This window comes from Pseudomonas sp. D3-10 (assembly GCF_051132175.1).
Classification (GTDB): domain Bacteria; phylum Pseudomonadota; class Gammaproteobacteria; order Pseudomonadales; family Pseudomonadaceae; genus Aquipseudomonas.
In genome coordinates, this window is record NZ_CP071668.1 from 5,314,454 (window position 1) to 5,338,369 (window position 23,916).

At 61.0% G+C, this 23,916-nt stretch carries 22 protein-coding genes; 12 read left to right on the forward strand and 10 right to left on the reverse strand.

Annotated elements, in window-relative coordinates; genetic code table 11:
* The first annotated feature begins 59 nt into the window (after positions 1 to 59).
* From mdtD to yccS, 4 genes are all read left to right on the forward strand, one after another.
* Positions 60 to 1,487 carry a multidrug transporter subunit MdtD gene (mdtD, locus tag J3P90_RS24110; RefSeq protein ID WP_420764967.1) on the forward strand — a complete coding sequence of 476 codons (1,428 nt, stop codon included), beginning with the start codon at positions 60 to 62 and terminating at the stop codon, positions 1,485 to 1,487.
* Between the two features lie 331 nt (positions 1,488 to 1,818).
* Positions 1,819 to 3,156, forward strand: coding sequence for an ATP-dependent RNA helicase DbpA (gene dbpA, locus J3P90_RS24115; RefSeq protein WP_420765169.1), 1,338 nt, complete (start codon positions 1,819 to 1,821; stop codon positions 3,154 to 3,156).
* Positions 3,157 to 3,302: 146 nt separating this feature from the next.
* Complete coding sequence (locus tag J3P90_RS24120) at positions 3,303 to 4,481, forward strand: NAD(P)/FAD-dependent oxidoreductase (RefSeq protein WP_420764968.1); 1,179 nt, start codon at positions 3,303 to 3,305, stop codon at positions 4,479 to 4,481.
* A 176-nt stretch (positions 4,482 to 4,657) separates the two neighbouring features.
* Positions 4,658 to 6,841 (forward strand): YccS family putative transporter, encoded by a 2,184-nt coding sequence (yccS, locus tag J3P90_RS24125; protein ID WP_434675499.1) that lies wholly within the window; start codon positions 4,658 to 4,660, stop codon positions 6,839 to 6,841.
* Between the two features lie 67 nt (positions 6,842 to 6,908).
* Here the strand turns inward: yccS and J3P90_RS24130 are convergent, their stop codons facing one another.
* Entirely contained in the window at positions 6,909 to 7,646 is a 738-nt protein-coding gene (locus tag J3P90_RS24130) for a substrate-binding periplasmic protein (RefSeq protein WP_434561875.1), read from the reverse strand.
* 260 nt (positions 7,647 to 7,906) lie between these two features.
* On the opposite strand from J3P90_RS24130, the gene J3P90_RS24135 reads away from it, so the two are divergent.
* A complete protein-coding gene (locus tag J3P90_RS24135; protein WP_434609094.1) occupies positions 7,907 to 8,359 on the forward strand; it encodes a GNAT family N-acetyltransferase in 453 nt (150 codons plus the stop codon).
* A 99-nt stretch (positions 8,360 to 8,458) separates the two neighbouring features.
* Here the strand turns inward: J3P90_RS24135 and J3P90_RS24140 are convergent, their stop codons facing one another.
* The 3 genes from J3P90_RS24140 to J3P90_RS24150 are packed head-to-tail and all read right to left on the reverse strand — an operon-like array spanning position 8,459 to position 11,429.
* Positions 8,459 to 8,755 carry a winged helix-turn-helix domain-containing protein gene (locus J3P90_RS24140; protein WP_420764972.1) on the reverse strand — a complete coding sequence of 99 codons (297 nt, stop codon included), beginning with the start codon at positions 8,753 to 8,755 and terminating at the stop codon, positions 8,459 to 8,461.
* Between the two features lie 4 nt (positions 8,756 to 8,759).
* On the reverse strand, positions 8,760 to 9,263 hold the full coding sequence (locus tag J3P90_RS24145; RefSeq protein WP_420764973.1) for a M48 metallopeptidase family protein: 504 nt from the start codon (positions 9,261 to 9,263) through the stop codon (positions 8,760 to 8,762).
* A 42-nt stretch (positions 9,264 to 9,305) separates the two neighbouring features.
* Entirely contained in the window at positions 9,306 to 11,429 is a 2,124-nt protein-coding gene (locus tag J3P90_RS24150) for a putative bifunctional diguanylate cyclase/phosphodiesterase (RefSeq protein ID WP_420764974.1), read from the reverse strand.
* A 323-nt stretch (positions 11,430 to 11,752) separates the two neighbouring features.
* On the opposite strand from J3P90_RS24150, the gene J3P90_RS24155 reads away from it, so the two are divergent.
* The 5 genes from J3P90_RS24155 to J3P90_RS24175 all read left to right on the forward strand — a co-directional run bounded on the left by J3P90_RS24155 (position 11,753) and on the right by J3P90_RS24175 (position 14,943).
* Positions 11,753 to 12,424 carry a polysaccharide lyase family 7 protein gene (locus tag J3P90_RS24155; RefSeq protein WP_434561871.1) on the forward strand — a complete coding sequence of 224 codons (672 nt, stop codon included), beginning with the start codon at positions 11,753 to 11,755 and terminating at the stop codon, positions 12,422 to 12,424.
* Between the two features lie 334 nt (positions 12,425 to 12,758).
* Complete coding sequence (locus J3P90_RS24160; protein ID WP_420764976.1) at positions 12,759 to 13,427, forward strand: polysaccharide lyase family 7 protein; 669 nt, start codon at positions 12,759 to 12,761, stop codon at positions 13,425 to 13,427.
* 460 nt (positions 13,428 to 13,887) lie between these two features.
* A complete protein-coding gene (locus J3P90_RS24165) occupies positions 13,888 to 14,172 on the forward strand; it encodes a fructose-bisphosphate aldolase (protein ID WP_434675500.1) in 285 nt (94 codons plus the stop codon).
* Positions 14,173 to 14,349: 177 nt separating this feature from the next.
* Complete coding sequence (locus tag J3P90_RS24170; protein WP_420764978.1) at positions 14,350 to 14,628, forward strand: ribbon-helix-helix domain-containing protein; 279 nt, start codon at positions 14,350 to 14,352, stop codon at positions 14,626 to 14,628.
* A complete protein-coding gene (locus tag J3P90_RS24175; protein ID WP_434609084.1) occupies positions 14,629 to 14,943 on the forward strand; it encodes a type II toxin-antitoxin system RelE/ParE family toxin in 315 nt (104 codons plus the stop codon).
* Between the two features lie 106 nt (positions 14,944 to 15,049).
* Here the strand turns inward: J3P90_RS24175 and fba are convergent, their stop codons facing one another.
* From fba to tkt, 6 genes are all read right to left on the reverse strand, one after another.
* Complete coding sequence (fba, locus tag J3P90_RS24180; RefSeq protein WP_003177554.1) at positions 15,050 to 16,114, reverse strand: class II fructose-bisphosphate aldolase; 1,065 nt, start codon at positions 16,112 to 16,114, stop codon at positions 15,050 to 15,052.
* Between the two features lie 245 nt (positions 16,115 to 16,359).
* A complete protein-coding gene (locus J3P90_RS24185; protein WP_434561867.1) occupies positions 16,360 to 16,695 on the reverse strand; it encodes an MliC family protein in 336 nt (111 codons plus the stop codon).
* 56 nt (positions 16,696 to 16,751) lie between these two features.
* Positions 16,752 to 16,976: a hypothetical protein gene (locus tag J3P90_RS24190; RefSeq protein ID WP_420764981.1), complete on the reverse strand. Its 225-nt coding sequence runs from the start codon at positions 16,974 to 16,976 to the stop codon at positions 16,752 to 16,754.
* A gap of 31 nt (positions 16,977 to 17,007) precedes the next feature.
* On the reverse strand, positions 17,008 to 18,171 hold the full coding sequence (locus tag J3P90_RS24195) for a phosphoglycerate kinase (protein ID WP_420764982.1): 1,164 nt from the start codon (positions 18,169 to 18,171) through the stop codon (positions 17,008 to 17,010).
* Positions 18,172 to 18,195: 24 nt separating this feature from the next.
* On the reverse strand, positions 18,196 to 19,251 hold the full coding sequence (gene epd, locus J3P90_RS24200) for an erythrose-4-phosphate dehydrogenase (protein ID WP_420764983.1): 1,056 nt from the start codon (positions 19,249 to 19,251) through the stop codon (positions 18,196 to 18,198).
* Between the two features lie 149 nt (positions 19,252 to 19,400).
* Positions 19,401 to 21,398, reverse strand: a complete 1,998-nt coding sequence (gene tkt, locus J3P90_RS24205; protein WP_420764984.1) for a transketolase — start codon at positions 21,396 to 21,398, stop codon at positions 19,401 to 19,403.
* A 254-nt stretch (positions 21,399 to 21,652) separates the two neighbouring features.
* Between tkt and J3P90_RS24210 the strand changes: the two genes are divergently transcribed.
* Positions 21,653 to 22,648 (forward strand): ArsR/SmtB family transcription factor, encoded by a 996-nt coding sequence (locus J3P90_RS24210; RefSeq protein ID WP_420764985.1) that lies wholly within the window; start codon positions 21,653 to 21,655, stop codon positions 22,646 to 22,648.
* 19 nt (positions 22,649 to 22,667) lie between these two features.
* A complete protein-coding gene (gene metK, locus J3P90_RS24215) occupies positions 22,668 to 23,858 on the forward strand; it encodes a methionine adenosyltransferase (protein ID WP_030137860.1) in 1,191 nt (396 codons plus the stop codon).
* The last annotated feature ends 58 nt before the right edge of the window (positions 23,859 to 23,916 follow it).

Sequence of the window (23,916 nt, forward strand, 5' to 3'; positions counted from 1 at the left end):
CCCAGCGGGAGCAAGCTCCCTCGCCACAGGTAATTGTTTTATTTCACACAAGAGGTCCCATGCCCAACCGCGCTCCCCTCGACGCCGTCACCGCCCGCTGGCTTCCGTGGGTGGTGGCGATTGCCTTCTTCATGCAGTCCCTGGATGGCACCATCCTCAACACCGCCCTGCCCGCCATGGCCAGCGACCTGGCGGAAAACCCGCTGCGCATGCAAGGCGTGATCATTGCCTACATGCTCACCGTGGCCTTGCTGATCCCGGCCTCGGGCTGGATCGCCGACCGCTTCGGCACGAAGAAGATTTTCTTCGGCGCGATCCTGCTGTTCAGCTTCGGCTCGCTGCTGTGCGCCTTGTCTAACTCGTTGAGCATGTTGATCGGCGCACGGGTCGTCCAAGGCTTGGGCGGTGCGCTGATGTTGCCGGTGGGCCGGCTGGTGGTACTGCGGGCTTACCCGCGCTCGGAGTTGGTGCGAATCATGGGCTTCATCACCATCCCCGGGCTGCTCGGCCCGCTGATCGGCCCGACCATGGGCGGCTGGATGGTGGAGTACATGACCTGGCACTGGATTTTCCTCATCAATCTGCCGGTGGGCGTGGTCGGTTGTTACGCGGTATGGAAATTCATCCCGGACCTGCGCGGCACTGAGCGCACGCGCTTCGATGGCGTGGGCTTTCTGTTGTTCGGCGCGGCGATGGTGCTGATCACCGTCGCCATGGAGGGGCTGGGTGAACTGCACCTGCCGCACCTGCGGGTGATGCTGCTGCTGTTTGGCGGCATGGCTTGCCTGGCGGCTTACTGGGTGCGCGCCGGGCACGTCGAGAACGCGCTGTTTCCACCGTCGCTGTTCAAGACCCGGACCTTCGCGGTGGGCATCCTCGGCAACCTGTTCGCGCGCCTGGGCAGCGGTGCCCTGCCGTTCCTGGTGCCGTTGCTGTTGCAAGTCGCCCTGGGTTATTCACCGTCCCAGGCGGGGATGAGCATGCTGCCCCTGGCGGCCGCCGCGATGGTCGCCAAGTCCGTGGCCCGCCCGCTGATCGAACGCTTCGGCTATCGCATCGTCCTGACCGGTAATACCCTTGCCCTCGGCGTGATGCTGGCGAGCATGGGCTTGGTCAGCGAGCAAACACCGTACTGGCTGTTGCTGGCGCACCTGGCAGTGCTGGGAGCGATCAACTCGCTGCAATTCACCGCGATGAACACCGTGACCCTGATCGACCTGGACGACGCCAGCGCCAGCAGTGGCAACAGCCTGCTGTCGGTGGTGGCGCAACTGTCCCTGAGCCTGGGCGTGGCTTGTGCAGGTGCCCTGCTGGGAGGCTTTACCGCCCAGGTCGGCAACGACGGCGTGGACACGGTGCTGGGCGCGTTTCAATTGACTTTTGTGACGGTGGGGATCATGGCGATGCTGGCGGCGACGATCTTTTCCCAGCTGTCGAAGCAGGATGGGCGACGGGTCAAGCGGCCGGATGAGCATATCGAGCACTAGATAGGACTCGAACGGTTTTAAGGCTTCAGGGCTTTTGTGGCGAGGGAGCTTGCTCCCGCTCGGCTGCGCAGCAGTCGCAATCCAGGCAATGCGAACTTTCAGGTGCACCGTGTTGGCCGGTTTGGGGCCGGTTTGGGGCCGCTTCGCGCCCCAGCGGGAGCAAGCTCCCTCGCCACGGGGAATTCGCCCACTTCAGAACTGCGCCACAGCTCGTCCAGATCTTTCGAAGAAAGTGGCACGAGGCTGCTACACTGCGCGACATTTTGTTTTGCAGGCCCGTCCCGTGACCACCATCGCCACCGCTTTTAATACTTTGCCGTTGTCCGCCGCCATGCTGGCTAACCTCGAATCACTCGGTTATGCCCAGATGACGCCGATCCAGGCGCAAAGCTTGCCGGTGATCCTCAAGGGCATGGACCTGATCGCCCAGGCCAAGACCGGCAGCGGCAAGACCGCGGCCTTCGGCATCGGCCTGCTGAACCCGATCAACCCACGCTATTTCGGCTGCCAGGCCCTGGTGATGTGCCCGACCCGCGAGCTGGCCGACCAGGTCGCCAAGGAAATCCGCCGCCTGGCCCGCGCCGAAGATAACATCAAGGTCCTGACTCTGTGCGGCGGCGTGTCCTTCGGCCCGCAGATCGCCTCCCTCGAACACGGCGCCCACATCATCGTCGGCACGCCAGGGCGTATCCAACAGCACCTGCGCAAGGGTTCGCTGGTGCTCGATGGCCTCAACACACTGATTCTCGACGAAGCCGACCGCATGCTCGACATGGGCTTCTACGACGCCATCGAAGACATCATCCAGCAGACCCCGGAACGCCGCCAGACGCTGTTGTTCTCCGCGACCTACCCGGTGGGCATCAAGCAACTTGCTTCCAAATTCATGCGCGACCCGCAGCAGGTGAAGGCCGAAGCGCTGCACTCCGACGCGCAGATCGAACAGCGGTTCTACGAGATTTCTCCCGAGGAGCGCATGGACGCGGTGGTCAAGGTCCTGGCGCATTTCCGTCCGGCGTCTTGCGTGGCGTTCTGCTTCACCAAGCAGCAGGTCCAGGAAACCGTCGACCATCTGACGGCCAAGGGCATCTCCGCCGTCGGCCTGCACGGCGACCTGGAACAGCGCGACCGCGACCAGGTGCTGGCAATGTTCGCCAACCGCAGCACCTCGGTGCTGGTGGCCACCGACGTCGCGGCCCGCGGCCTGGACATCGATGCCCTGGACATGGTGATCAACGTCGAACTGGCAAGGGATTCGGAAATCCATATCCACCGCGTCGGCCGCACCGGTCGCGCCGGTGAGAAAGGCATCGCCATCAGCCTCGTGGCGCCCTCCGAAGCCCATCGCGCCCAGGCCATCGAACAACTGCAGAAATCGCCGTTGAACTGGGACCAACTGGACAACCTCAAGCCTCAGGGAGGCGGCCCGTTGCTGCCGGCCATGAGCACCCTGTGCATCGGCGCCGGGCGCAAGGACAAAGTCCGCCCCGGTGACATCCTAGGCGCCCTGACCGGCGAGGCCGGCATCCCCGGGGCCCAGGTCGGCAAGATCGCTATCTTCGATTTCCAGGCCTATGTGGCCGTGGAACGCGGGATCGCCAAACAGGCGCTGCAACGCCTGAACGATGGCAAGATCAAGGGTCGGTCGTTGCGGGTGCGGATCCTCTGACCGATAGACAGAGATCAAACTGTGGGAGCGAGCTTGCTCGCGATGAGGCCGGTACATTCAACATTGATGTTGTCTGACAGTCCGCCATCGCGAGCAAGCTCGCTCCCACACTGGGTTTTGTGGCGACACATTTAGAGGACACCGTTTTGCGCTCTACCGAAGTCGTGATCATTGGCGCTGGCGCCGCGGGGTTGATGTGTGCGCTCACCGCTGCCGCGCGCGGGCGCCAAGTGATGTTGCTGGACCACGCCAACAAGGCTGGCAAGAAAATCCTCATGTCGGGCGGTGGACGCTGCAATTTCACCAACATGTATACCGAGCCGGGCAATTTCCTTTCGCAGAACCCGCACTTCTGCAAGTCGGCCCTGGCCCGCTACACCCAGTGGGATTTCATCGCCCTGGTGGCCAAGCACGGCGTGCCCTATCACGAAAAAAAACTCGGTCAGTTGTTCTGCGACAACAAGTCCAGCGACATCCTTGGCCTGCTGCTGGATGAATGCGACCAGGCGGGCGTCAATCTGCACCTGGACACTTCCATCGAGCAGATCGAAAAGACCGACGGCGGCTACCAGTTGCAGACCACCCTCGGACCGATCGCCTGCCAGTCCCTGGTGATCGCCACCGGCGGGCTATCGATCCCGACCCTGGGCGCGACCGGTTTCGGTTATCAAGTCGCGAAGCAGTTCGGCCATCAACTGCTGCCGACCCGCGCCGGGTTGGTGCCGTTCACCATTACCGATCAACTCAAGGCCCTGTGTACCGAACTGTCGGGCACCTCGGTGGATTGCCTGGTGAGCTGCAACGACCAGAGTTTTCGCGAAAACATCCTGTTCACCCACCGCGGCCTGAGCGGTCCGGCGATCCTGCAGATTTCATCATTCTGGGAGCCAGGGGACACGGTGCAGATCAACTTGCTGCCCGACCATGACGTGCCGCAATGGCTGCAGCAGCAACAAGCCGAACGCCCCAACAGCGAGCTGAAGACCTTGCTGGGCGAGCTGTTCACCAAGAAAATGGCCAACCTGCTGGCGGACACCTGGTTCGTCTCCAAACCCATGAAGCAATACACCCACGCGGAGCTCGCCGACATCGCCGAAAAACTGGCGAGCTGGAACGTGGTGCCCGCCGGCACCGAAGGCTACCGCACCGCCGAAGTCACCCTGGGTGGCGTCGATACGCGGGAAGTCTCGTCCAAGACCATGGAATCGTTGAAAAGCCCTGGCCTGTATTTCATTGGCGAAGTGCTGGACGTCACCGGGCACCTGGGCGGGTTCAACTTCCAGTGGGCATGGGCGTCAGGGTATGCGGCGGCGCAGTACGTCTGATTCTCACCGATGTGGAGCCTGCTTTTGTGGCGAGGGAGCAAACTCCCTCGCCACAGGGTAAAGGTGTGTCCTTGGCATGCAGGAACACTTTTTGCTGCCAGATGTGATCGCCGCCATTGCATCGGCGTCATTACTGCCTCAATTTAGCGTCATTGCCCGTCAGGCCCTTGCACTTCATGTCATCGACCTCGTTTAGCCAGTCACTGCGTCGCCTTTGGGCGTTGGACAAGTTCAGTTATAGCGTGCGGGTGTTCATCGCCCTGACCGGCAGCATGGGGCTGTGCTGGTACCTGGACGAGATGGCGCTGCTGATTCCCCTGTTTTTGGGCATCATCGCCAGCGCCCTGGCCGAAACCGACGACAGCTGGCAAGGCCGCCTCAACGCACTCGCGGTGACGTTGGTGTGCTTCAGCGTCGCCGCGCTGTCGGTGGAATTGCTGTTCCCCTACCCCATCCTCTTCATCGTTGCCCTGGCCCTGGCGGCATTCGGCCTGACCATGCTCGGCGCCCTGGGCGAGCGGTATGGCGCCATTGCTTCGGCGACTCTGATCCTGTCGGTCTATACCATGATCGGCGTGGACCAACGCGGTGGCGCGGTCACGGATTTCTGGCATGAACCCTTGCTTCTGGTGGCGGGCGCCGCATGGTACGGCCTGCTCTCGGTGGTGTGGCACGCGCTGTTTTCGAACCAGCCGGTGCAGCAGAGCCTGGCGCGACTTTTCCGTGAACTGGGGCGTTACCTCAAGCTCAAGTCGTCGTTGCTCGAACCGGTCCGACAATTGGACGTCGAGGCACGACGCCTGGAACTGGCCCAGCAGAACGGCCGGGTGGTCGCTGCGCTCAACAGCGCGAAGGAAATCATCCTGCACCGCGTCGGCAATGGCCGGCCGGGCTCGAAAGTCAGCCGCTACCTGAAACTCTATTTCCTCGCCCAGGACATCCACGAACGCGCGAGCTCGTCCCACTACCCCTATAACGCCCTGGCCGAGGCCTTCTTCCACAGCGATGTGCTGTTCCGTTGCCAGCGTCTGCTGCGCCAGCAAGGCAAGGCCTGCCAGGCATTGGCCGAGTCGATCCAGCTACGCCAACCGTTCGTCTACGACGACAGCTTCGCCGAAGCCTTGAATGACCTGCATGCGTCCCTTGAACACCTACGCATCCAGAGCAACCCGGCCTGGCGTGGCTTGCTGCGCTCGCTGCGGGCGCTGTCGGTGAACCTGGGCACGATGGACCGCCTGCTCAGTGATGCGAGCAACCCCGACGCCCTGGCCGATGCCTCCGACAGCAGCCTCCTCGACCGCTCGCCGCGCAACCTCAAGGACGTCTGGCTGCGCCTGCGCACACAGCTCACGCCCACTTCGCTGTTGTTTCGTCACGCCCTGCGCTTGCCCCTGGCCCTGAGCGTCGGCTACGCCATGGTGCATCTGATCCACCCTTCCCAGGGCTACTGGATCATCCTCACCACGTTGTTCGTCTGCCAACCCAATTACGGTGCCACCCGGCGCAAGCTCGGCCAGCGGATCATCGGCACCGCCATCGGCCTGACGGTGGCCTGGGCGCTGTTCGACCTGTTTCCCAACCCGCTGGTGCAATCGTGCTTCGCCATCGTCGCCGGAGTGGTGTTCTTCACCAACCGCACCACCCGCTACACCCTGGCTACCGCCGCCATCACGATCATGGTGCTGTTCTGCTTCAACCAGGTCGGGGACGGCTATGGACTGCTTCTGCCACGGTTGTTCGATACCCTGCTGGGCAGCCTGATCGCCGGGCTGGCGGTTTTCCTGTTCCTGCCCGACTGGCAAGGGCGGCGGCTGAACAAAGTCCTCGCCAATACGCTGACCTGCAACAGCATCTATCTGCGCCAGATCATGCAGCAATACGCGGCCGGCAAGCGCGACGACCTGGCCTATCGCCTGGCCCGACGCAACGCCCATAACGCCGACGCCGCGCTGTCCACGACGCTGGCGAACATGCTGATGGAGCCCGGGCACTTCCGTAAGGAAGCCGATGTCGGGTTCCGCTTCCTGGTGCTCTCCCATACCCTGCTCAGCTACCTGTCGGGCCTGGGCGCCCACCGGGGCACGGAATTGCCCACGGACGTGCGCGAGTACCTGATCGACGGCGCGGGGGTGAATCTGGCGACCAGCATCGACGAAATCGCCCAAGGCCTGGCGAGCAAGCAGCCGATTGCAATCCAGAGCGACGAGGAAGAAACCCTCGCCAGCGAGCTTGAGCAGATGTCCGATGAAATCGACGAAGGCCAGCGCCTGGTGCAGACGCAACTGGCATTGATCTGCCGCCAGTTGGGGCCGTTGCGCACCTTGGCGGCGCATTTGATCAAGGACACCAGTGAGGCTTGAGTGTTGCGGTGGCCAAACCAGCCCCTTCGCGAGCCTGCTCGCGAAGGAGATCAGCCACGCTGCGGTCTCACATCCCGTGCGCCTTCAATAGCCGCTGATAACTCCCATCGGCCTTCATCGCCGCAATCTCGCGATCGAAACCGGCCACGATCCGCTCATGCTCGGGGGTCTTCAGGCTGACCAGGATGTGCAGGCTGTTCTCGCTCAGGGGCTTGGGCAGGAATTCCACGGCATTGCGCACCTTGGGGGATTCTCGAGCCAGGTAGTAACGGGCGACGTATTCGTCTTCCAGGGTCAGCTTCACCCGGTCGGCGGCCACCATGCGCACGGCCATCGCGAAGTTATGCACAGGGACCTTCTGCATCTGCCCGTCCTCGTCGAACGCCTTGGCATAGGCGTAGCCGCGCACCACGGCGACAGGAAAAGCGTAAAGCTGTTGCAGATTGTCGAATTCGATGGCCGCGTCCTTGCGCTTGATGAAGCGCACGCGATTGAGCAGGTATTCGGCCGAAAACTGGCCCACATGGGTGCGCTCTTCGGCATACCAGGCGTTGATCAACACGTCGTAGCGCCCTTCACTGATACCCAGCATCGCCCGGGCCCAGGGTACCTGCTCGAAGTCGCTGGCATAACCGGCCCGTGCCAGTGCAGTGGTGACGATATCGGTGGCCAAGCCGCCATTGATCAACGTCGAATCGGTGAAGGGCGGCCAGGCATCCGCGACCAGGCGCAACTTCTGCGCGCAGGCGTGGTGGCTCAGCAACAGCAATCCGACCAAAGCAAGAGCTCGATGCAATCGCGGCATGCCAAACATCCTTGACGGGTTCAAAGCCCGGTTTGTTTTTAGCCGAAACTCAAGGGAAGTCCTGAGACATCCGGTCCTAACGTTAGCTCATCGAAACCGCTGCGCAGTGCTCGAATAAAGATTACACAAAGAAGACGGGACCGCGACACATCCATGATGGCATTTTGGCCTTTATCACAGTTTTTTCGTCTGATCGCAGAAGAGACTTCCGACGCAAGGGCGCCTAATATCGGCATCAGGTTCTCAAGGAAATTCAAAAAATGGATATCGACTGGGTCTGCAAACATCACAACGACCTGAACAAGGAACAGCTGTACGCCATCCTAAAATTGCGCGCTGAGGTGTTCGTCGTAGAGCAGAACTGTGCCTATCCGGATGTCGACGGACTGGACCTTGAGGGCGACACGTGCCACCTGATGGCTTGGCGCGACAACCATCTGGTCGCCTACCTGCGCTTGCTCGATCCACATTCGCAAAACAGCGATGTGGTGATTGGTCGGGTGGTCATCGCGCCCGAAGCACGAGGCCAGGGGTTGGGACACGCGCTGATGGAACACGCCCTCAAGCAGGCGGAAAAACACTGGCCAGATACGTCGATTTCATTGTCGGCCCAGGCGCATCTGCAAGGTTATTACGGGCGATATGGGTTTGAGGCGGTGGGCGTGGAGTACCTGGAAGATGGGATTCCACATATCGGTATGCATCGTCCCTGAGGTCCGCTTCGCGAGCAGGCTCGCTTCCACCAAGGTTGCATTCAAATACGGGAGCGAGCTAGCTCCGGGCGGCGGTCCGACGATGGGGCCAGTAAAACTTCAGGGATACCCAAGCACCGCCTTGATCCGCTCGAGGTTCTGCTCGATCCACCGCCGATCAATCGCCCCCCAATCACGAATTCGATACTGCCCGGCATGGTTGCGCGCGCCTTGCTGCTGTTCGAACTCACAGATGATGTCCAGGTCCGCCAATGCCGCGACAGTATCCTGCGCGGTACGCCGTGGCATGCCGGTGGCCTCGGTGAGCGCGGGAATGTTGCTGGCCAGGTCGCTGTCGATCAGGTAAGCCACATACAGGCGACGATAGAAGCTGCTCTTGGTCTTGCTGACGTCCATCCACTCATTCCTTGTCTTGTTGCAGGTCGCGCCAGGTCAGGTACACGCGCAAATCGAATTCCAGCTGGTGGTAGCCCGGCAGCATGTGTTCGCAAAGGTTATAGAACGCCTTGTTGTGGTCCGACTCCTTGAAGTGGGCGAGCTCGTGAACCACGATCATCTTCAGAAATTCAGGCGCCGCGTCCTTGAACAACGAGGCAATGCGGATTTCCTTCTTGGCCTTGAGCTTGCCGCCCTGCACCCGCGAGACCGCCGTGTGCAGGCCGAGCGCGCGGTGGGTCAGGTCGAGACGGTTGTCGAACAGCACCTTGTCGATCGCCGGTGCGTTGCGCAGGTATTGCTGCTTGATTTGCAGCGCATAACCATACAACGCCTTGTCGCTCTGGATCGGATGGCGGCCGGGATAGCGCTGGTGCAGGTAGTCGCCCAGCCGATCCTGGGCAATCAATTGCTGCACCTGGGCTTGCAGGGCGGCGGGGTACGCCTGGAGGTACTTGAGCGTGGTCATCGGCCGGCAACAAATCACAAAAAGGTTGCCAGTGTAGCGAATTCAGGCCTGCACCGCGCTCCAGTCGAAGGGCCGGGCAAAGGCATCGGTATCCTCGGCCATCAAGGGCCGGGCCACCAGGAAACCTTGTACATATTCACAACCGTGATCCCTGAGCCACTGGTACTGCGCCGCGGTTTCAACCCCCTCGGCGATCACCCGCAACCCCAGTTGACCGCACAGATCGATCACCGAGGCGGCCAACGCGGCGTCCCGTGGCGAGTCCGGCAAGCGGGCAATCAAATGCCGATCAAGCTTGAGGGTATCGAGCTCAAGATCGCGCAGATGCGCCAGCGAGCAAGGGCCCGAACCGAAATCGTCCAATGCCACCCGCACGCCCAGGTGACGCAGCAGCCGCAACTGCTTATGGGTTTCGTCGGGGTTGCGCATCAACGCATCTTCCGTCACTTCAACCTCCAGTTGCCGGGGCTTCAAGGCATGGCGCTCCAGCACCTGGCGTAATTCGGTGACCAGGTTCGGCATGCCGAACTGCGTACTGCTAAGGCTCACACCCAGCACCAGGTCATCCGCGAACATGCGTTCCCAGACTTTGCGCTGGGCCGCGCTGCGATGATAAATCCAGCTGCCCAGCCGGCTGATCAACCGTACCTCCTCAAGCAACGGCAGGAACAAGCCTGGCGGCACGTCGCCGACGCTCGGATGCTGCCAGCGCAACAGCGCTTCGAAGCCGCGAGTGCGCCCATCGCGAATGCTGACCTGCGGCTGATAGACCATGTTGAAATCACGGTTCTCGATAGCCGAACGCACGCTCTCTTCAAGCATCAGCCGTGAACGGGCTCGACCGTTCATTTCATGGTCGTAGAAACGGTATTGCTGGCGGCCGGCACGCTTGGCTTCGTACATGGCGATGTCGGAGGCGCGCAGCAAACCGTCGAGGTTGGAGCCGCAGTCCGGATAGGTCGCGATACCAATGCTCGCCCCCAGCGTCACGTCCATGCCGTCGATCTGCTGGCAGACCGAGACCCGCTCGATGAGCTTTTCGGCAATCTTCGCCGCCTGCTCAGGCAGTTCCAGATCCAGCAGCGCGGTGAATTCGTCGCCCCCCAGGCGCGCCAGGATGTCGAACGGACGCAGGCACGTCTTCAATTGCTCCGAGACCCAGCGCAGCACCCGGTCACCGGCATCGTGGCCCAGGGAATCGTTGACCCGCTTGAATCCATCCAGATCCAGGTACAGCAACACCCAGTTGCTTTCCAGCCGCTCGCTGCGCATCAGCAGGTTTTCCGCCGTCTGATAGAACCCCCTGCGGTTGAGCAGGCCGGTCAAGGGGTCGGTGACAGCCTGGAATTCGAGTTGCTGATGCAGATGACGAACCACCGACATGTCCTGAAGCGTGACCACCATCGCCCTCTGCTCCGCAGGCAATGGCGCGCAGGACAAGGCTACCGACACCTGCTGGCCAGGCGCGGTACGCAACACGGCATCGTGCAAGCGCCAGGTTTCGCCGCGCATGTAGGCGGTATGGATGTCGGAATCAAGCCATTCGGGAATGTGGGGTTTTTGCAGGAAATCGAGGAACGCCATGCCCTGCAACCGGTCGGCGGTGGCGTTGAGCAAGCGGCAGGTGGAAGGGTTGGCGAACCGAATGCATCCGTTCTCATCCACCACGAGGATTCCCTCGGCGGCGTTGTCCAGCACCGAGGCATTGAAGGCCCGGGCAGCCTCGAGATCCTGGCTCAGACGCTGCAACGCGCGCCGGTTGCGCTGGTGCTCCAGCAAGGCATGCACCTTGGGCTTGAGGATCTGTGGATCGAATGGCTTGAACAGGTAATCCACCGCGCCACTGGCGTATCCCTTGATGACCGCGTCCTGGGATTGCTCATTGGCCGTCAGGAAGATGATGGGCGTAAGCCGCGTGCGCTGGCTGCCACGCATCAGGCGCGCCACTTCGAAGCCGTCCATGTCCGGCATCTGCACATCCAGCAGCACCAGGTCGATGTCGTGTTCCAGGAGCATGTTGAGCGCCTCGACACCAGAGGCGGCGGTCATCACCCGCCAATCCGGACGCTGCAACAACGCTCGCATGCTGAGCAGGTTTTCAGGGTAGTCATCAACGATCAAAAGGACGGAGCTGTCTTCGCCAAACGGGGGTTGCGCGCATTCCATGCTGCTTCTCTTATCGGGGCGCCATGTCCGTCTTATGGAACAAGGCGGACAACATACAGTGATCTCACTCTAGACCGGGATTTTGAAAAGCAGTAGGTGTCATCGCGCCATCATCCAGACAAAGCCCGAAATAGCCGACTAACGGTCACCCTCTCCAGGCACAGAAACTGCAATGACCTACTCGACGAACAATTGACGTCAAACATTCGCCGACCGGTCAACAACAAAAAGCCCCATCCAGCGTTTCGAGACGCTTCAAAGGGCGGTTTAAAGCCTCCCGACACGGCGTGCACCTTTTACATCAGATACGTAGGAACCTGGACATGATCGATCTCGCAACCTGGAACTTGAGCATCCCCGAAGGCAGCCCGGCGATGACCATCGACACCCCTCGCCTGGCCCAAGGGTTCAAGGACCAATATTTCAACGCCGAAACCGGCACCGTATTCTTTTGGGCGCCAGTGACCGGCACCAAAACGGCCAACGCGAGTTACCCGCGCAGCGAGCTGCGGGAAACCTTTCCCGACGGACGATTGCGCAACTGGCTCTACCCTGCGGCAGATAACACCTTACGCGCGACCGTGGCGGTCAACCAGGTGCCCAGCACCGGCAAGATCGTGATCGGCCAGATTCACACAAAGGACAGCAACAGCCCGATGGTGAAGCTGGAATACCAATACAAGACTAAAAGTTCGACCGGCAACATCGTCGCCAAAGTGCGCATGCGCCCGGATGACAAGGAGGGCCAGGTCATCACCGTCGCTACCGGTGTGACGCTCAACCGCAACTTTTCCTACATGATCCACCTGAGCCCCAAGGGCGCGTTGGGCATTTCCGCGGCGGGTTACAACTGGCGCACCACCGTTGACCCAAGCTGGAAAGTCAAACCGCTCTACTTCAAGGCAGGCGCGTACGTGCAAGACAACACCGGTTATGTCACTGAAGGCGGGAAAGTGACGTTCAGCAAGTTGGAAATCAAGCACACCACGCTTTGATCGCCGACCCGCTCCGCCGCCATTGCAGCAGGGACGCTGCGATGGGTTCCCGCCTTCATCCCTCGGTTTCAACAGGCCCATGATGTCTTCACGCAACAAGCGTCAAAAGGCCATCGTGTAATCGTTCCCTCGAAAATCCAATTTCTCGACCAGCGGTCCCTTCTCTCGGGCACAAAACCGCAAAACGCCACTCTGACGGTCTGCTGACGCCAACCCTTCGCCGGACGAACGTGCCAATTTTTCGTCCGCGCCTGCGTCTGGCCTCAGCAAAAGCGCGTCTTAGAGCCTCCGGCTGTGGCGTAAATCATTTCTTTTTCTCAGAAAGGATCCGAACATGGTCGATCTTGCAACCTGGAACCTGAGCATTCCCGAAGGCAGCCCGCCGAAAACCATCGAAACGCCGCGCCTGGTGGACGGGTTCAAGGATAAGTATTTCAATTCCCAAGGCAGCACGGTGTATTTCTGGTCGCCGGTGACGGGCTCCAAGACTGAAAATGCGATCTACCCGCGCAGTGAACTGCGCGAAACCTATAAAGACGGAAGGTTGCGCAATTGGGTCTACCCAGACGCCGACAACTTCCTGAGGGCAACGCTCGCCGTCAATCAGGTACCTAGCAGCGGCAAGATCGTCATCGGTCAGATCCATGCCAAGGACAGCAGCAAACCCATGGTCAAGCTGGAATACCAATACAAGGACGACAGCGACACCGGGAACATCGTCGCCAAGGTCCGCATGCGCCCCGATGACAGCGAAGGCAGGGTTATCACCGTCGCCACGGGGGTGAAGCTCAATCGATCCTTCTCCTACCGGATTCACCTCGATCGTACCGGCGACCTGGGCATCACCGCGGCCGGCAACAGTTGGTACACCACCGTCGGCCGCGCCTGGCGCGACAAGCCGTTGTACTTCAAGGCCGGGGTATATGTGCAGGACAACTCGGGCTACACCAGCGAAGGCGGGAAGGTGACGTTCAGCGTGCTGGATATCGATCACAACACCTGAGTTTTCACGTCCTAAAATCTCGTAGGAATTTACACCATGTGGCGAGGGAGCTTGCTCCCGCTGGGCTGCGAAGCGGCCCCTTCTTTCCGCCAGCCCCATCTCATGCACCGGTTTTGCGGGGGCTGCGCCCCCGAGCGGGAGCAAGCTCCCTCGCCACAGGGGGCCGGTGCGTCCTACAGGGCCGATTTTGGCCTTGGGAATCTGCTCTATAGTTCGGTGGGTCTGCTGGCTTTGGTTGGTGGACAAGGGTTTCGCAGCCCGTGTGAGTTAGAATCACGACCGTCAGAAATCGACATAGGCACTCCTGTCTATGCTCGGCTTTTCATGGCGGCTGTGTGTGGGAGATCTTCGGGTCTGCCGGGTTTCTCTAACTCCTCGGTCTGCGAACCCGCACATGGCTGCCACCAAATTTGTTTCGCAGCGAACGGTGGCAAATACCTATTTGAGTTAGAGGTTTGTCATGAAAGCCGAACAATTGCCCACTCGCTTCACTCCGCTCACCCCGATCGCCACCACCCAGCCCGTCCTGTTCATCGATAAAACCGTCCCACTGACCGAGCTCCACGCCTGCGCCAGCGAACGCTTGCATGCCACGCTCGACTACCTGACGCTCATGGCCTGCGCCACCTTGCGCGACTCGGCTGCTGGCGACTTCAACACCCTAACGAACGTCGCCCGGATCCTCGACCAAGACGTGACGGACGTGTTCGGTATCATTGAACAGCGCGACCTCGAAGACCAATAGAGGTCCCCTGTGTGCGAGCCTGTTCGCGAATCGGCAAAGCAGTGATATCCACTGACACACCGCGAGCGCGAGCAAGCTCACCTAATCCGCAGGCAAAGTCATCGGACGATAGGAGGTCATGTGCATATTCTTTTGAGCAGAGTAGGATTAAATCCCATCTTACCCAGGAGGCTCATCATGCGTAGCACTCAACAGTTCAGCATCACGCTGCCTAACCAGATGGCTGACGTAGTGAAAGCCAAGGTGGCTGCCGGTGAGTACGCCACTGAAAGCGAAGTCATTCGGGATGGCCTCCGAGCACTGCTAGCTCGTGATCGTGCGTTGGAAAACTGGCTCGTAGGCCAAGTGGCCCCAGCTTATGACGCGTTGAAAACCGATCCCTCGCGAGCATTGAACGTGGACCAGGTGCGCTCCCGATTGGCGGCAGAGCACGAAAATTCCACTGTGAAACCGTGAATGGCTTACACCGTCGAGTTTGCACCGGAAGCCCTTGAGCAATTAGCTGCCCTCTACCGCTACATTGCCACAGCGGCTTCGCCGGAAATGGCCCGTCGGTATACCGACGCCATCGTGACCTACTGTGAAGAACTACAGACGTTCCCGCACCGAGGGAACCAAAGGCACGAGATACGCCCGGGTTTGCATATCACAAACTACCGTAAACGGACCGTGATCGCCTTTGCTGTTGAAGCCGAGCTGGTTTCCATTCTGGGCGTGTTTTATGGCGGACAAGACTTTGAGGGCGCTTTGCAGAGTGGACTGGACGATTAAAACCAGCTCACTCTCGAAGCGGCCAACCCAAGCACCGGCTATACACACAAATCCGCCCCATTAAAAAACCCGCATCACTGCGGGTTTTTCTCACAACGTTGAAGCCTCAGTTGACCTTAGCGTTCAACTCACCCTTCAAATACCGCTGATACATGGCTTCCAACGAGATCGGCTTAATCTTCGAAGCATTACCCGCAGTACCAAACGCCTCATAACGCGCGATACACACATCCCGCATAGCGGTCACGGTCGCGCCAAAGAATTTACGCGGGTCGAACTCGCTCGGATTGGTCGCCATCAACCGACGCATGGCACCGGTAGAAGCCAGGCGCAAATCGGTATCGATGTTGACCTTGCGCACGCCGTACTTGATGCCTTCGACGATTTCTTCAACCGGCACGCCGTAGGTTTCCTTGATGTCGCCGCCGTACTGGTTGATGATCGCCAGCCACTCTTGCGGTACCGAGGACGAGCCGTGCATCACCAGGTGGGTGTTGGGGATGCGCTTGTGGATTTCCTTGATGCGGTCGATCGCCAGTACATCGCCGGTAGGCGGCTTGGTGAACTTGTAGGCGCCGTGGCTGGTGCCGATGGCGATGGCCAGGGCATCGACCTGGGTTTTCTTGACGAAGTCCGCGGCTTCTTCCGGGTCGGTCAGCATCTGGCTGTGATCCAGCACGCCTTCGGCGCCGATGCCGTCTTCTTCGCCGGCCATGCCGGTTTCCAGCGAGCCCAGGCAACCCAGTTCGCCTTCCACCGAAACGCCGCAGGCGTGGGCCATGGCGACGGTCTGCTGGGTGACCCGCACGTTGTATTCGTAGTCGGTCGGGGTCTTGCCGTCTTCGCCGAGGGAGCCGTCCATCATCACCGAGCTGAAGCCCAGTTGGATGGAGCGCTGGCAGACGTCAGGGCTGGTGCCGTGGTCCTGGTGCATGCACACCGGGATGTGCGGGAATTCTTCGATCGCTGCCAGGATCAGGTGGCGCAGGAACGGCGCGCCGGCGTATTTGCGGGCACCGGCCGAGGCCTGGACGATTACCGGGGAGTCAGTCTTGTCAGCGGCTTCCATGATGGCGCGCATCTGCTCAAGGTTGTTGACGTTAAAGGCTGGGACGCCGTAGCCGAACTCGGCTGCGTGGTCCAGCATCTGACGCATGCTGATAAGTGCCATTGTGTGTATCTCTCCCGGTCGAGGGTCGTTAATCGTGCCAGCCTGCCGGAGCGGCGGCGGCTATTCAAGTCATTGCGGATCGGGGGTTGACCCGATCTGCGTGTCCAATGAAACAAAATCTCACTACAAACAAGAAACCCTGTGGGAGCGAGCCTGTTCGCGATGAGGGCCTAGCAGTCAACATCTCCGTTGCCTGAGGCATCGCTTTCGCGAGCAGGCTCGCTCCCACATGGGGTTTCGGCAGATCAGTCAGCCTTGCAGCCACGCCCAATCAAGTCATTGGTGGCGACCCAATACGCCAGGCCTTCCTCACCCTTGACGTGCAGCGCCAGCATGTCATCGCTGTACAGCGATCCTTCAGCGCCCGGCTCAAGCTTGAGACGGTAGACCTTGTCTGCGCCACCCAGGCGAACATCCACTTCCTTGCGCGCTGCATCGGTATAACGCCAGAGCACCTTGGCCCCGCTATCACATGTCCAACTCGTCCAGCCTTCTGCAACGGGCTCGGACGATTGTAGAAAACCCAGTTGCGAGCAACCGGCCAACAATGCCAACGCCACAACGGCGACAAAGCCTTTCATCCGTGTTCCTCGGCTGACGGCCGAGCCGCCCGCCATGAGCTAATGAGTCTGACCCGTCAAGGGCAACCATGTTCCTTGACCGGCGCTTGCGTCTCGTATTTATCCAGGCCGTCCGGTCCTGAGCGCTTGTTCAGCACCGGATTGGTCTCGGCCTGCCAGTCAGCCTGGTAACAGCCTTTTTCGGGCGCCGGCACCGTATTATCTGGCGCCGTGCCTTGCGGGCTGCTGGAACAGGCTACCAGCAACGTCGCGGCCATCAGCGCCATGAACGTCTTGACCATCGGAACACTCCTTTGCCTGGTCAACGTCGCCTCAGGCCTTGGCCCGGCTTTCCAGGACTTCCACGGCAGGCAGCACTTTGCCCTCGACGAACTCGAGGAACGCGCCACCGCCGGTAGAAATGTAGGAGATCTGCTCGGCGACGCCATATTTATCGATGGCGGCCAGGGTGTCGCCGCCGCCCGCGATGGAAAACGCAGCGCTTTCGGCAATGGCCTGGGCCAGTACCTTGGTGCCGTTGCCGAACTGATCGAATTCGAATACGCCAACCGGGCCGTTCCACAGGATGGTCTGGGAGGATTTCAGCAGTTCGGCGAAATTGGCTGCGGTTTGCGGGCCAATGTCGAGGATCATGTCGTCTTCGGCCACATCAGCGATCAGCTTCACCGTCGCGGCGGCGCTCTCGGCGAACTCCTTGGCGACCACCACGTCCACCGGCAGCGGCACGCTGACCTTGGCGGCGATTTCACGGGCGGTTTCCAGCAGGTCCGGCTCGTACAGCGACTTGCCGACGGGATGTCCAGCGGCGGCGAGGAAGGTGTTGGCAATGCCGCCACCGACGATCAATTGGTTGCAGACCTGGCTCAGGCTGTTAAGTACATCCAGCTTGGTCGACACCTTGGAGCCAGCAACGATAGCGGCCATCGGTTGAGCTGGAGAGCCCAGGGCCTTGCCCAGCGCATCAAGCTCGGCAGCCAGCAACGGGCCAGCAGCGGCGACCTTGGCGAATTTCGCCACGCCGTGGGTCGAGCCCTCGGCGCGGTGCGCGGTGCCGAAGGCGTCCATCACGAATACGTCGCACAGGGCGGCATATTGCTGGGCCAGCTCATCGGCGTTCTTTTTCTCGCCTTTGTTGAAGCGCACGTTTTCGAACAACACGACGTCGCCAGCCTTGACGTCGACACCACCCAGGTAATCAGCCACCAGGGGCACGTCACGGCCCAGGGCCTTGCTCAGGTAGTCGGCGACAGGCTTGAGGCTGTTTTCCGCCGAGAACTCGCCTTCGGTCGGACGGCCCAGGTGCGAGCAGACCATCACCGCAGCGCCTTTTTCCAGGGCCAGCTTGATGGTCGGCAGCGAGGCCAGGATGCGCGCGTCGCTGGTGACGACACCGTCCTTGACGGGGACGTTGAGGTCTTCGCGGATCAGTACGCGCTTACCTTGCAGATCGAGGTCGGACATCTTCAACACGGTCATGGGTCGCAATTCCTGGGTAACTGTTTAGAGAGCAGGTTTATTGGAAGCTGTTTGCAGGTAGTGCTCGGCAACGTCCAGCATTCGATTGGCAAAACCCCATTCGTTGTCGAACCACGCCAGGATGTTCACAAGCCTCGGCCCGGAAACACGTGTCTGGCTGGCATCGACGATGGCCGAATGCGGGTCGTGGTTAAAATCACAGCTGGCATGAGGCAACTCGGTATAGGCCAGAAGGCCTTTGAGCGGGCCGCGGGTGGCGGCTTCGCGCAGGATCCGGTTGACCTCGGTGGCGTCGGTATCGCTCACGGTCTGCATCGTGATGTCGAGGCAGGACACGTTGACCGTCGGCACCCGCACGGCTTTGGCCTGAATTCGTCCGGCAAGTTCCGGCAACAGCCGTTCGATGCCGCGCGCCAGACCAGTGGACACGGGGATCACCGACTGGAAGGCCGAGCGGGTACGGCGCAGGTCCTCGTGGTGATAGGCGTCGATGACCGGCTGGTCGTTCATTGCCGAGTGGATCGTAGTGATGGACACGTATTCCAGGCCAATGGCCTGGTCCAGCAGGCGCAACAGCGGCACGCCGCAGTTGGTGGTGCATGAGGCGTTGGACACCAGCAATTCTTCGCCGGTCAGGCAATCCTGGTTCACGCCAAAGACGATGGTGGCGTCGACGTCCGCCTCGCTGGCCATCGGCTGAGAAAACAGCACCCTTGGCGCGCCCGCAGCGATGAAACGCTGGCCATCGTCGCGAGTGTTGTAGGCGCCGGAGCATTCAAGCACCAGGTCGACACCCAGGGACGCCCAATCGATGCCTTCGGGGGTGGCACTGCGCAGGACCTTCACGCAATCGCCATTGATATGCAGACAGTCGCCCTCGACCCGCACTTCGCCGGGGAACCGGCCATGGGTGGAGTCGAAGCGTGTCAGGTATTCGATGCTGGCCATGTCGGCCAGATCGTTGATGGCCACGATCTCGAACCCAGCCTTCGCCCCTCGCTCGAACAACGCACGCAAGACGCAACGACCAATGCGGCCGTAGCCGTTGAGTGCAACTTTGTAGGGACGCGGTTGGGGCATGGGGGTTCTCTGATCGGGTGAGCCTGTTAAGACTGCATTGCCTGAACCACCGCTTTCGCGAGCAGGCTCGCTCCCACAATAGAAACGCAATCTCATGTGGGAGCGAGCCTGCTCGCGAAAGCGATAGCCCAGGCGACACAATTAGCGGATCAGTCTTCCAGCAGCTCTTCAGCCTGCCCCAGGATATTGTCCAGGGTGAAGCCGAATTCCTCGAACAGCGCCGAGGCAGGCGCCGATTCGCCATAGGTGGTCATGCCGATCACGCGACCTTCCAGGCCCACGTACTTGTACCAGTAATCAGCGTGAGCGGCTTCGATGGCAATCCGCGCGCTGACTTGCAGTGGCAACACCGCTTGCTTGTAGCCGGCGTCCTGGGCATCGAACACGCTGGTGCATGGCATGGAAACCACGCGCACGTTGCGGCCCTGCTCGGTCAGCTTGTCGTAGGCCTGGACGGCCAGGCCAACTTCCGAACCGGTGGCGATCAGGATCAGCTCAGGCTCGCCGATACAGTCCTTGAGCACATAGCCGCCACGGCTGATATCGCCGATCTGGCCGGCATCGCGGACCTGGTGTTGCAGGTTCTGGCGAGAGAAGATCAACGCCGACGGGCCGTCGTTGCGCTCGATGGCGTGTTTCCAGGCCACGGCCGACTCCACGGCGTCGCATGGGCGCCAGGTGTCCAGGTTCGGCGTGCAGCGCAGGCTCGCCAGTTGCTCGATCGGCTGGTGGGTCGGGCCGTCTTCGCCCAGGCCGATGGAGTCGTGGGTGAACACATACAGCACCCGCTTTTTCATCAGTGCCGACATGCGCACGGCGTTGCGAGCGTATTCCATGAACATCAGGAAAGTCGCGCCGTAGGGCACCAGACCACCATGCAGGGCAACGCCGTTCATGATCGCGCTCATGCCGAATTCACGAACGCCGTAGTACATGTAGTTGCCGCTGGCGTCTTCAGCCGTCACGCCTTTGCAGCCTTTCCACAGGGTCAGGTTGGAACCAGCCAGGTCGGCCGAACCGCCCAGCAACTCCGGCAACAGCGGGCCGAAGGCATTCAGGGTGTTCTGGCTGGCCTTGCGGCTGGCGACGGTTTCGCCCTTGGCCGCGATTTCGGCGATGTACGCCGAAGCTTTTTCGGCGAAATCGGCCGGCAGCTCGCCGCTGAGGCGACGCACCAGTTCGTTGGCGAGTTCAGGGAATTCGGCGGAATAGGCCGCAAAACGCTGGTCCCACTCGGCTTCGGCCGCGCGGCCTTTTTCCTTGGCGTCCCATTCGGCATAGATGTCGGCCGGGATTTCGAACGGGCCGTGTTCCCACTTCAGCGCGGCACGGGTCAAGGCGATTTCCTCGGCCCCCAATGGCGCGCCGTGGCAGTCTTCCTTGCCCTGCTTGTTCGGCGAACCGAAACCGATGGTGGTCTTGCAGCAGATCAGGGTTGGCTGAGCGCTCTTGCGGGCCGTCTCGATGGCGATCTTGATTTCTTCCGGGTCGTGACCGTCGACGTTACGGATCACCAACCAGTTGTAGGCTTCGAAACGCTTGGGCGTGTCATCGGTGAACCAGCCTTCGACTTCGCCGTCGATGGAGATGCCGTTGTCGTCGTAGAAAGCGATCAGCTTGTCCAGGCCGAGAGTGCCGGCCAGGGAAGCGACTTCGTGGGAAATGCCTTCCATCATGCAGCCATCACCCAGGAATACGTAGGTGTGATGGTCGACGACGTTGTGGCCGGGACGGTTGAACTGCGCCGCCAGGACTTTTTCCGCCAGGGCGAAGCCCACGGCGTTGGCCAGGCCTTGGCCCAGTGGACCGGTGGTGGTTTCCACGCCTGGCGTGTAGCCGTATTCCGGGTGGCCCGGGGTGCGGCTGTGCAGTTGGCGGAAGTTCTTCAGGTCATCGATCGACAGGTCATAACCGGTCAGGTGCAGCAACGAGTAAATCAACATCGAGCCGTGGCCGTTGGACAGCACGAAGCGGTCACGGTCAGCGAACGAAGGGTTGCTCGGGCTGTGCTTGAGGTAATCGCGCCAAAGCACCTCGGCGATATCCGCCATACCCATGGGGGCGCCGGGATGGCCGCTGTTGGCTTTTTGCACGGCATCCATGCTGAGGGCACGAATGGCATTGGCACGCTCACGACGGCTGGGCATCGCTGATCTCCTGGGTTTTGAATAACGAAACTGAAAAAGGCGAGCATTTTCCCTCACCCACCCGCCCCGGGGCAATCAGATACTCGTCCAAAGGCGATATTTGCGGCGGATAAAGTCGCATCGGGCAGGTGAAACCTTTCCGCTGATGGTGGGTAGAGTCAAGCACACGCAAGGAAGTGCCATTTATCGAGCAATATCAAAACTTTTTGATATTGGCCTTGCGATGGACCAGGCCCGTCACTAGACTGCCGCCCATGAACTTACGCGTGCCTTCCATTCGCCATGATGACAGCGATGAGCTGGCGGCCCTTTGCAAGGCCGGCGGCGATCCGTTGCGGCTCAATGTATTGCGCGCCCTGGCGAACGACTCGTTCGGTGTATTGGAGCTGGCGCAGATCTTCGGCATTGGCCAGTCGGGCATGAGCCATCACCTCAAGGTCCTGGCCCAGGCCGACCTGGTGGCTACGCGGCGCGAAGGCAACGCGATCTTCTATCGGCGCGCCCTGCCCCACACCGAGCTTCTGGGTGGCAAGCTGCACGCCGCGCTGCTCGAAGAAGTGGACGAGCTGGACCTGCCGATGGAGGTACAGGACCGCATTGCCCAGGTCCACGGGCAACGCGCCGCCGCCAGCCAGGATTTTTTCGCACGAGTAGCAGAGAAATTTCGCGCCCAGCAGGACCTGATCGCCGGGCTGCCGCAATACCGTGACAGCGTCGTGGCACTGCTCGACAAGCTGAGCTTCGGCCCCTGTGCCACGGCGATGGAAGTCGGCCCCGGCGACGGCGCTTTCCTGCCGGAACTGGCGCGTCGCTTCAGCCAGGTGACAGCGTTGGACAACAGCCCGGCGATGCTCGAACTGGCCCGCCAGGTATGTGAGCGCGAGTCCCTGGCTAATGTCAGCCTGCAATTGGCCGATGCCCTGAACGGCGTGAGCCTGCGGGCCGATTGCGTTGTATTGAACATGGTGCTCCACCACTTTGCCGCACCGGCCGACGCGCTCAAGCACATGGCCAACCTGCTGCAACCGGGCGGTAGCCTGTTGGTGACAGAGTTATGCAGCCACAACCAGAGTTGGGCCAAGGAGGCCTGCGGTGATCTCTGGCTGGGGTTTGAACAGGACGATCTGGCCCGTTGGGCCACCGCTGCGGGCCTCGTGCCCGGGGAAAGCCTCTATGTAGGCTTACGTAATGGTTTCCAGATACAGGTCCGCCATTTTCAGCGGCCGGCTGGCGACACTCACCATCGGTAACTTGTAGGAAAACATCGAGATGAGCGAATACTCCCTTTTCACCTCCGAGTCCGTGTCTGAAGGGCATCCGGACAAAATCGCCGACCAGATTTCTGATGCGGTGCTGGACGCCATCATTGCTGAAGACAAGTTCGCCCGCGTGGCGTGCGAGACTCTGGTGAAAACGGGCGTGGCGATCATCGCCGGCGAAGTCACCACCTCGGCCTGGGTCGACCTGGAACAGATCGTTCGCGACGTGATCCTCGGCATTGGCTACAACAGCTCCGACGTCGGCTTCGACGGCGCGACCTGCGGCGTGATGAACATCATTGGCAAGCAGTCCCCGGACATCAACCAGGGCGTTGACCGCGCCAAGCCAGAAGACCAGGGCGCCGGCGACCAAGGCCTGATGTTCGGCTACGCCAGCAACGAAACCGACGTGTTGATGCCGGCTCCGATCACCTTCTCGCACCAGTTGGTCCAGCGTCAGGCCGAAGCCCGCAAATCCGGCCTGCTGCCTTGGCTGCGCCCGGATGCCAAGTCGCAAGTGACCTGCCGCTACGAAGGCGGCAAGGTCGTCGGCATCGATGCCGTCGTGCTGTCGACCCAGCACAACCCGGAAGTGTCCTACAAGGACCTGCGCGAAGGCGTGATGGAACTGATCGTCAAGCACGTGCTGCCTGCCGAACTGCTGTCCAAGGACACCCAGTTCCACATCAACCCGACCGGCCAGTTCATCATTGGCGGCCCGGTGGGCGACTGCGGCCTGACCGGTCGCAAAATCATCGTCGACAGCTACGGCGGCATGGCGCGTCACGGCGGCGGCGCGTTCTCCGGCAAGGACCCATCCAAGGTTGACCGTTCGGCGGCGTACGCCGGTCGTTATGTCGCCAAGAACATCGTCGCCGCCGGCCTGGCCGAGCGTTGCGAGATTCAGGTTTCCTACGCCATCGGCGTAGCCCAACCTACGTCCATCTCGCTGAATACCTTCGGCACCGGCAAGATCGGCGACGACAAGATCATCCAGCTGGTGCGTGAAGTGTTCGACCTGCGTCCATACGCGATCACCACTATGCTCGACCTGCTGCACCCGATGTACCAGGACACCGCAGCCTACGGCCACTTCGGTCGCACGCCGCAGACCAAGACCGTCGGCGACGACACCTTCACCACGTTCACCTGGGAAAAAACCGACCGCGCCGACGCCCTGCGCGCCGCTGCCGGCCTGTAACATCCGCTGCAATGAAAAAGCCCCTGGCGACTCGGTCGCCAGGGGCTTTTTTTGCGTT

What these genes read in the sequence shown, in the direction of transcription:
- mdtD (WP_420764967.1), top strand. Translation starts at nt 60, where the DNA reads ATGCCCAACCGCGCTCCCCTCGACGCCGTCACCGCCCGCTGGCTTCCG.
- dbpA (WP_420765169.1), top strand. Translation starts at nt 1,819, where the DNA reads ATGCTGGCTAACCTCGAATCACTCGGTTATGCCCAGATGACGCCGATC.
- yccS (WP_434675499.1), top strand. Translation starts at nt 4,658, where the DNA reads ATGTCATCGACCTCGTTTAGCCAGTCACTGCGTCGCCTTTGGGCGTTG.
- J3P90_RS24130 (WP_434561875.1), bottom strand. Translation starts at nt 7,646, where the DNA reads ATGCCGCGATTGCATCGAGCTCTTGCTTTGGTCGGATTGCTGTTGCTG.
- J3P90_RS24135 (WP_434609094.1), top strand. Translation starts at nt 7,907, where the DNA reads ATGGATATCGACTGGGTCTGCAAACATCACAACGACCTGAACAAGGAA.
- J3P90_RS24140 (WP_420764972.1), bottom strand. Translation starts at nt 8,755, where the DNA reads ATGGACGTCAGCAAGACCAAGAGCAGCTTCTATCGTCGCCTGTATGTG.
- J3P90_RS24145 (WP_420764973.1), bottom strand. Translation starts at nt 9,263, where the DNA reads ATGACCACGCTCAAGTACCTCCAGGCGTACCCCGCCGCCCTGCAAGCC.
- J3P90_RS24150 (WP_420764974.1), bottom strand. Translation starts at nt 11,429, where the DNA reads ATGGAATGCGCGCAACCCCCGTTTGGCGAAGACAGCTCCGTCCTTTTG.
- J3P90_RS24155 (WP_434561871.1), top strand. Translation starts at nt 11,753, where the DNA reads ATGATCGATCTCGCAACCTGGAACTTGAGCATCCCCGAAGGCAGCCCG.
- J3P90_RS24160 (WP_420764976.1), top strand. Translation starts at nt 12,759, where the DNA reads ATGGTCGATCTTGCAACCTGGAACCTGAGCATTCCCGAAGGCAGCCCG.
- J3P90_RS24165 (WP_434675500.1), top strand. Translation starts at nt 13,888, where the DNA reads ATGAAAGCCGAACAATTGCCCACTCGCTTCACTCCGCTCACCCCGATC.
- J3P90_RS24170 (WP_420764978.1), top strand. Translation starts at nt 14,350, where the DNA reads ATGCGTAGCACTCAACAGTTCAGCATCACGCTGCCTAACCAGATGGCT.
- J3P90_RS24175 (WP_434609084.1), top strand. Translation starts at nt 14,629, where the DNA reads ATGGCTTACACCGTCGAGTTTGCACCGGAAGCCCTTGAGCAATTAGCT.
- fba (WP_003177554.1), bottom strand. Translation starts at nt 16,114, where the DNA reads ATGGCACTTATCAGCATGCGTCAGATGCTGGACCACGCAGCCGAGTTC.
- J3P90_RS24185 (WP_434561867.1), bottom strand. Translation starts at nt 16,695, where the DNA reads ATGAAAGGCTTTGTCGCCGTTGTGGCGTTGGCATTGTTGGCCGGTTGC.
- J3P90_RS24190 (WP_420764981.1), bottom strand. Translation starts at nt 16,976, where the DNA reads ATGGTCAAGACGTTCATGGCGCTGATGGCCGCGACGTTGCTGGTAGCC.
- J3P90_RS24195 (WP_420764982.1), bottom strand. Translation starts at nt 18,171, where the DNA reads ATGACCGTGTTGAAGATGTCCGACCTCGATCTGCAAGGTAAGCGCGTA.
- epd (WP_420764983.1), bottom strand. Translation starts at nt 19,251, where the DNA reads ATGCCCCAACCGCGTCCCTACAAAGTTGCACTCAACGGCTACGGCCGC.
- tkt (WP_420764984.1), bottom strand. Translation starts at nt 21,398, where the DNA reads ATGCCCAGCCGTCGTGAGCGTGCCAATGCCATTCGTGCCCTCAGCATG.
- J3P90_RS24210 (WP_420764985.1), top strand. Translation starts at nt 21,653, where the DNA reads ATGAACTTACGCGTGCCTTCCATTCGCCATGATGACAGCGATGAGCTG.
- metK (WP_030137860.1), top strand. Translation starts at nt 22,668, where the DNA reads ATGAGCGAATACTCCCTTTTCACCTCCGAGTCCGTGTCTGAAGGGCAT.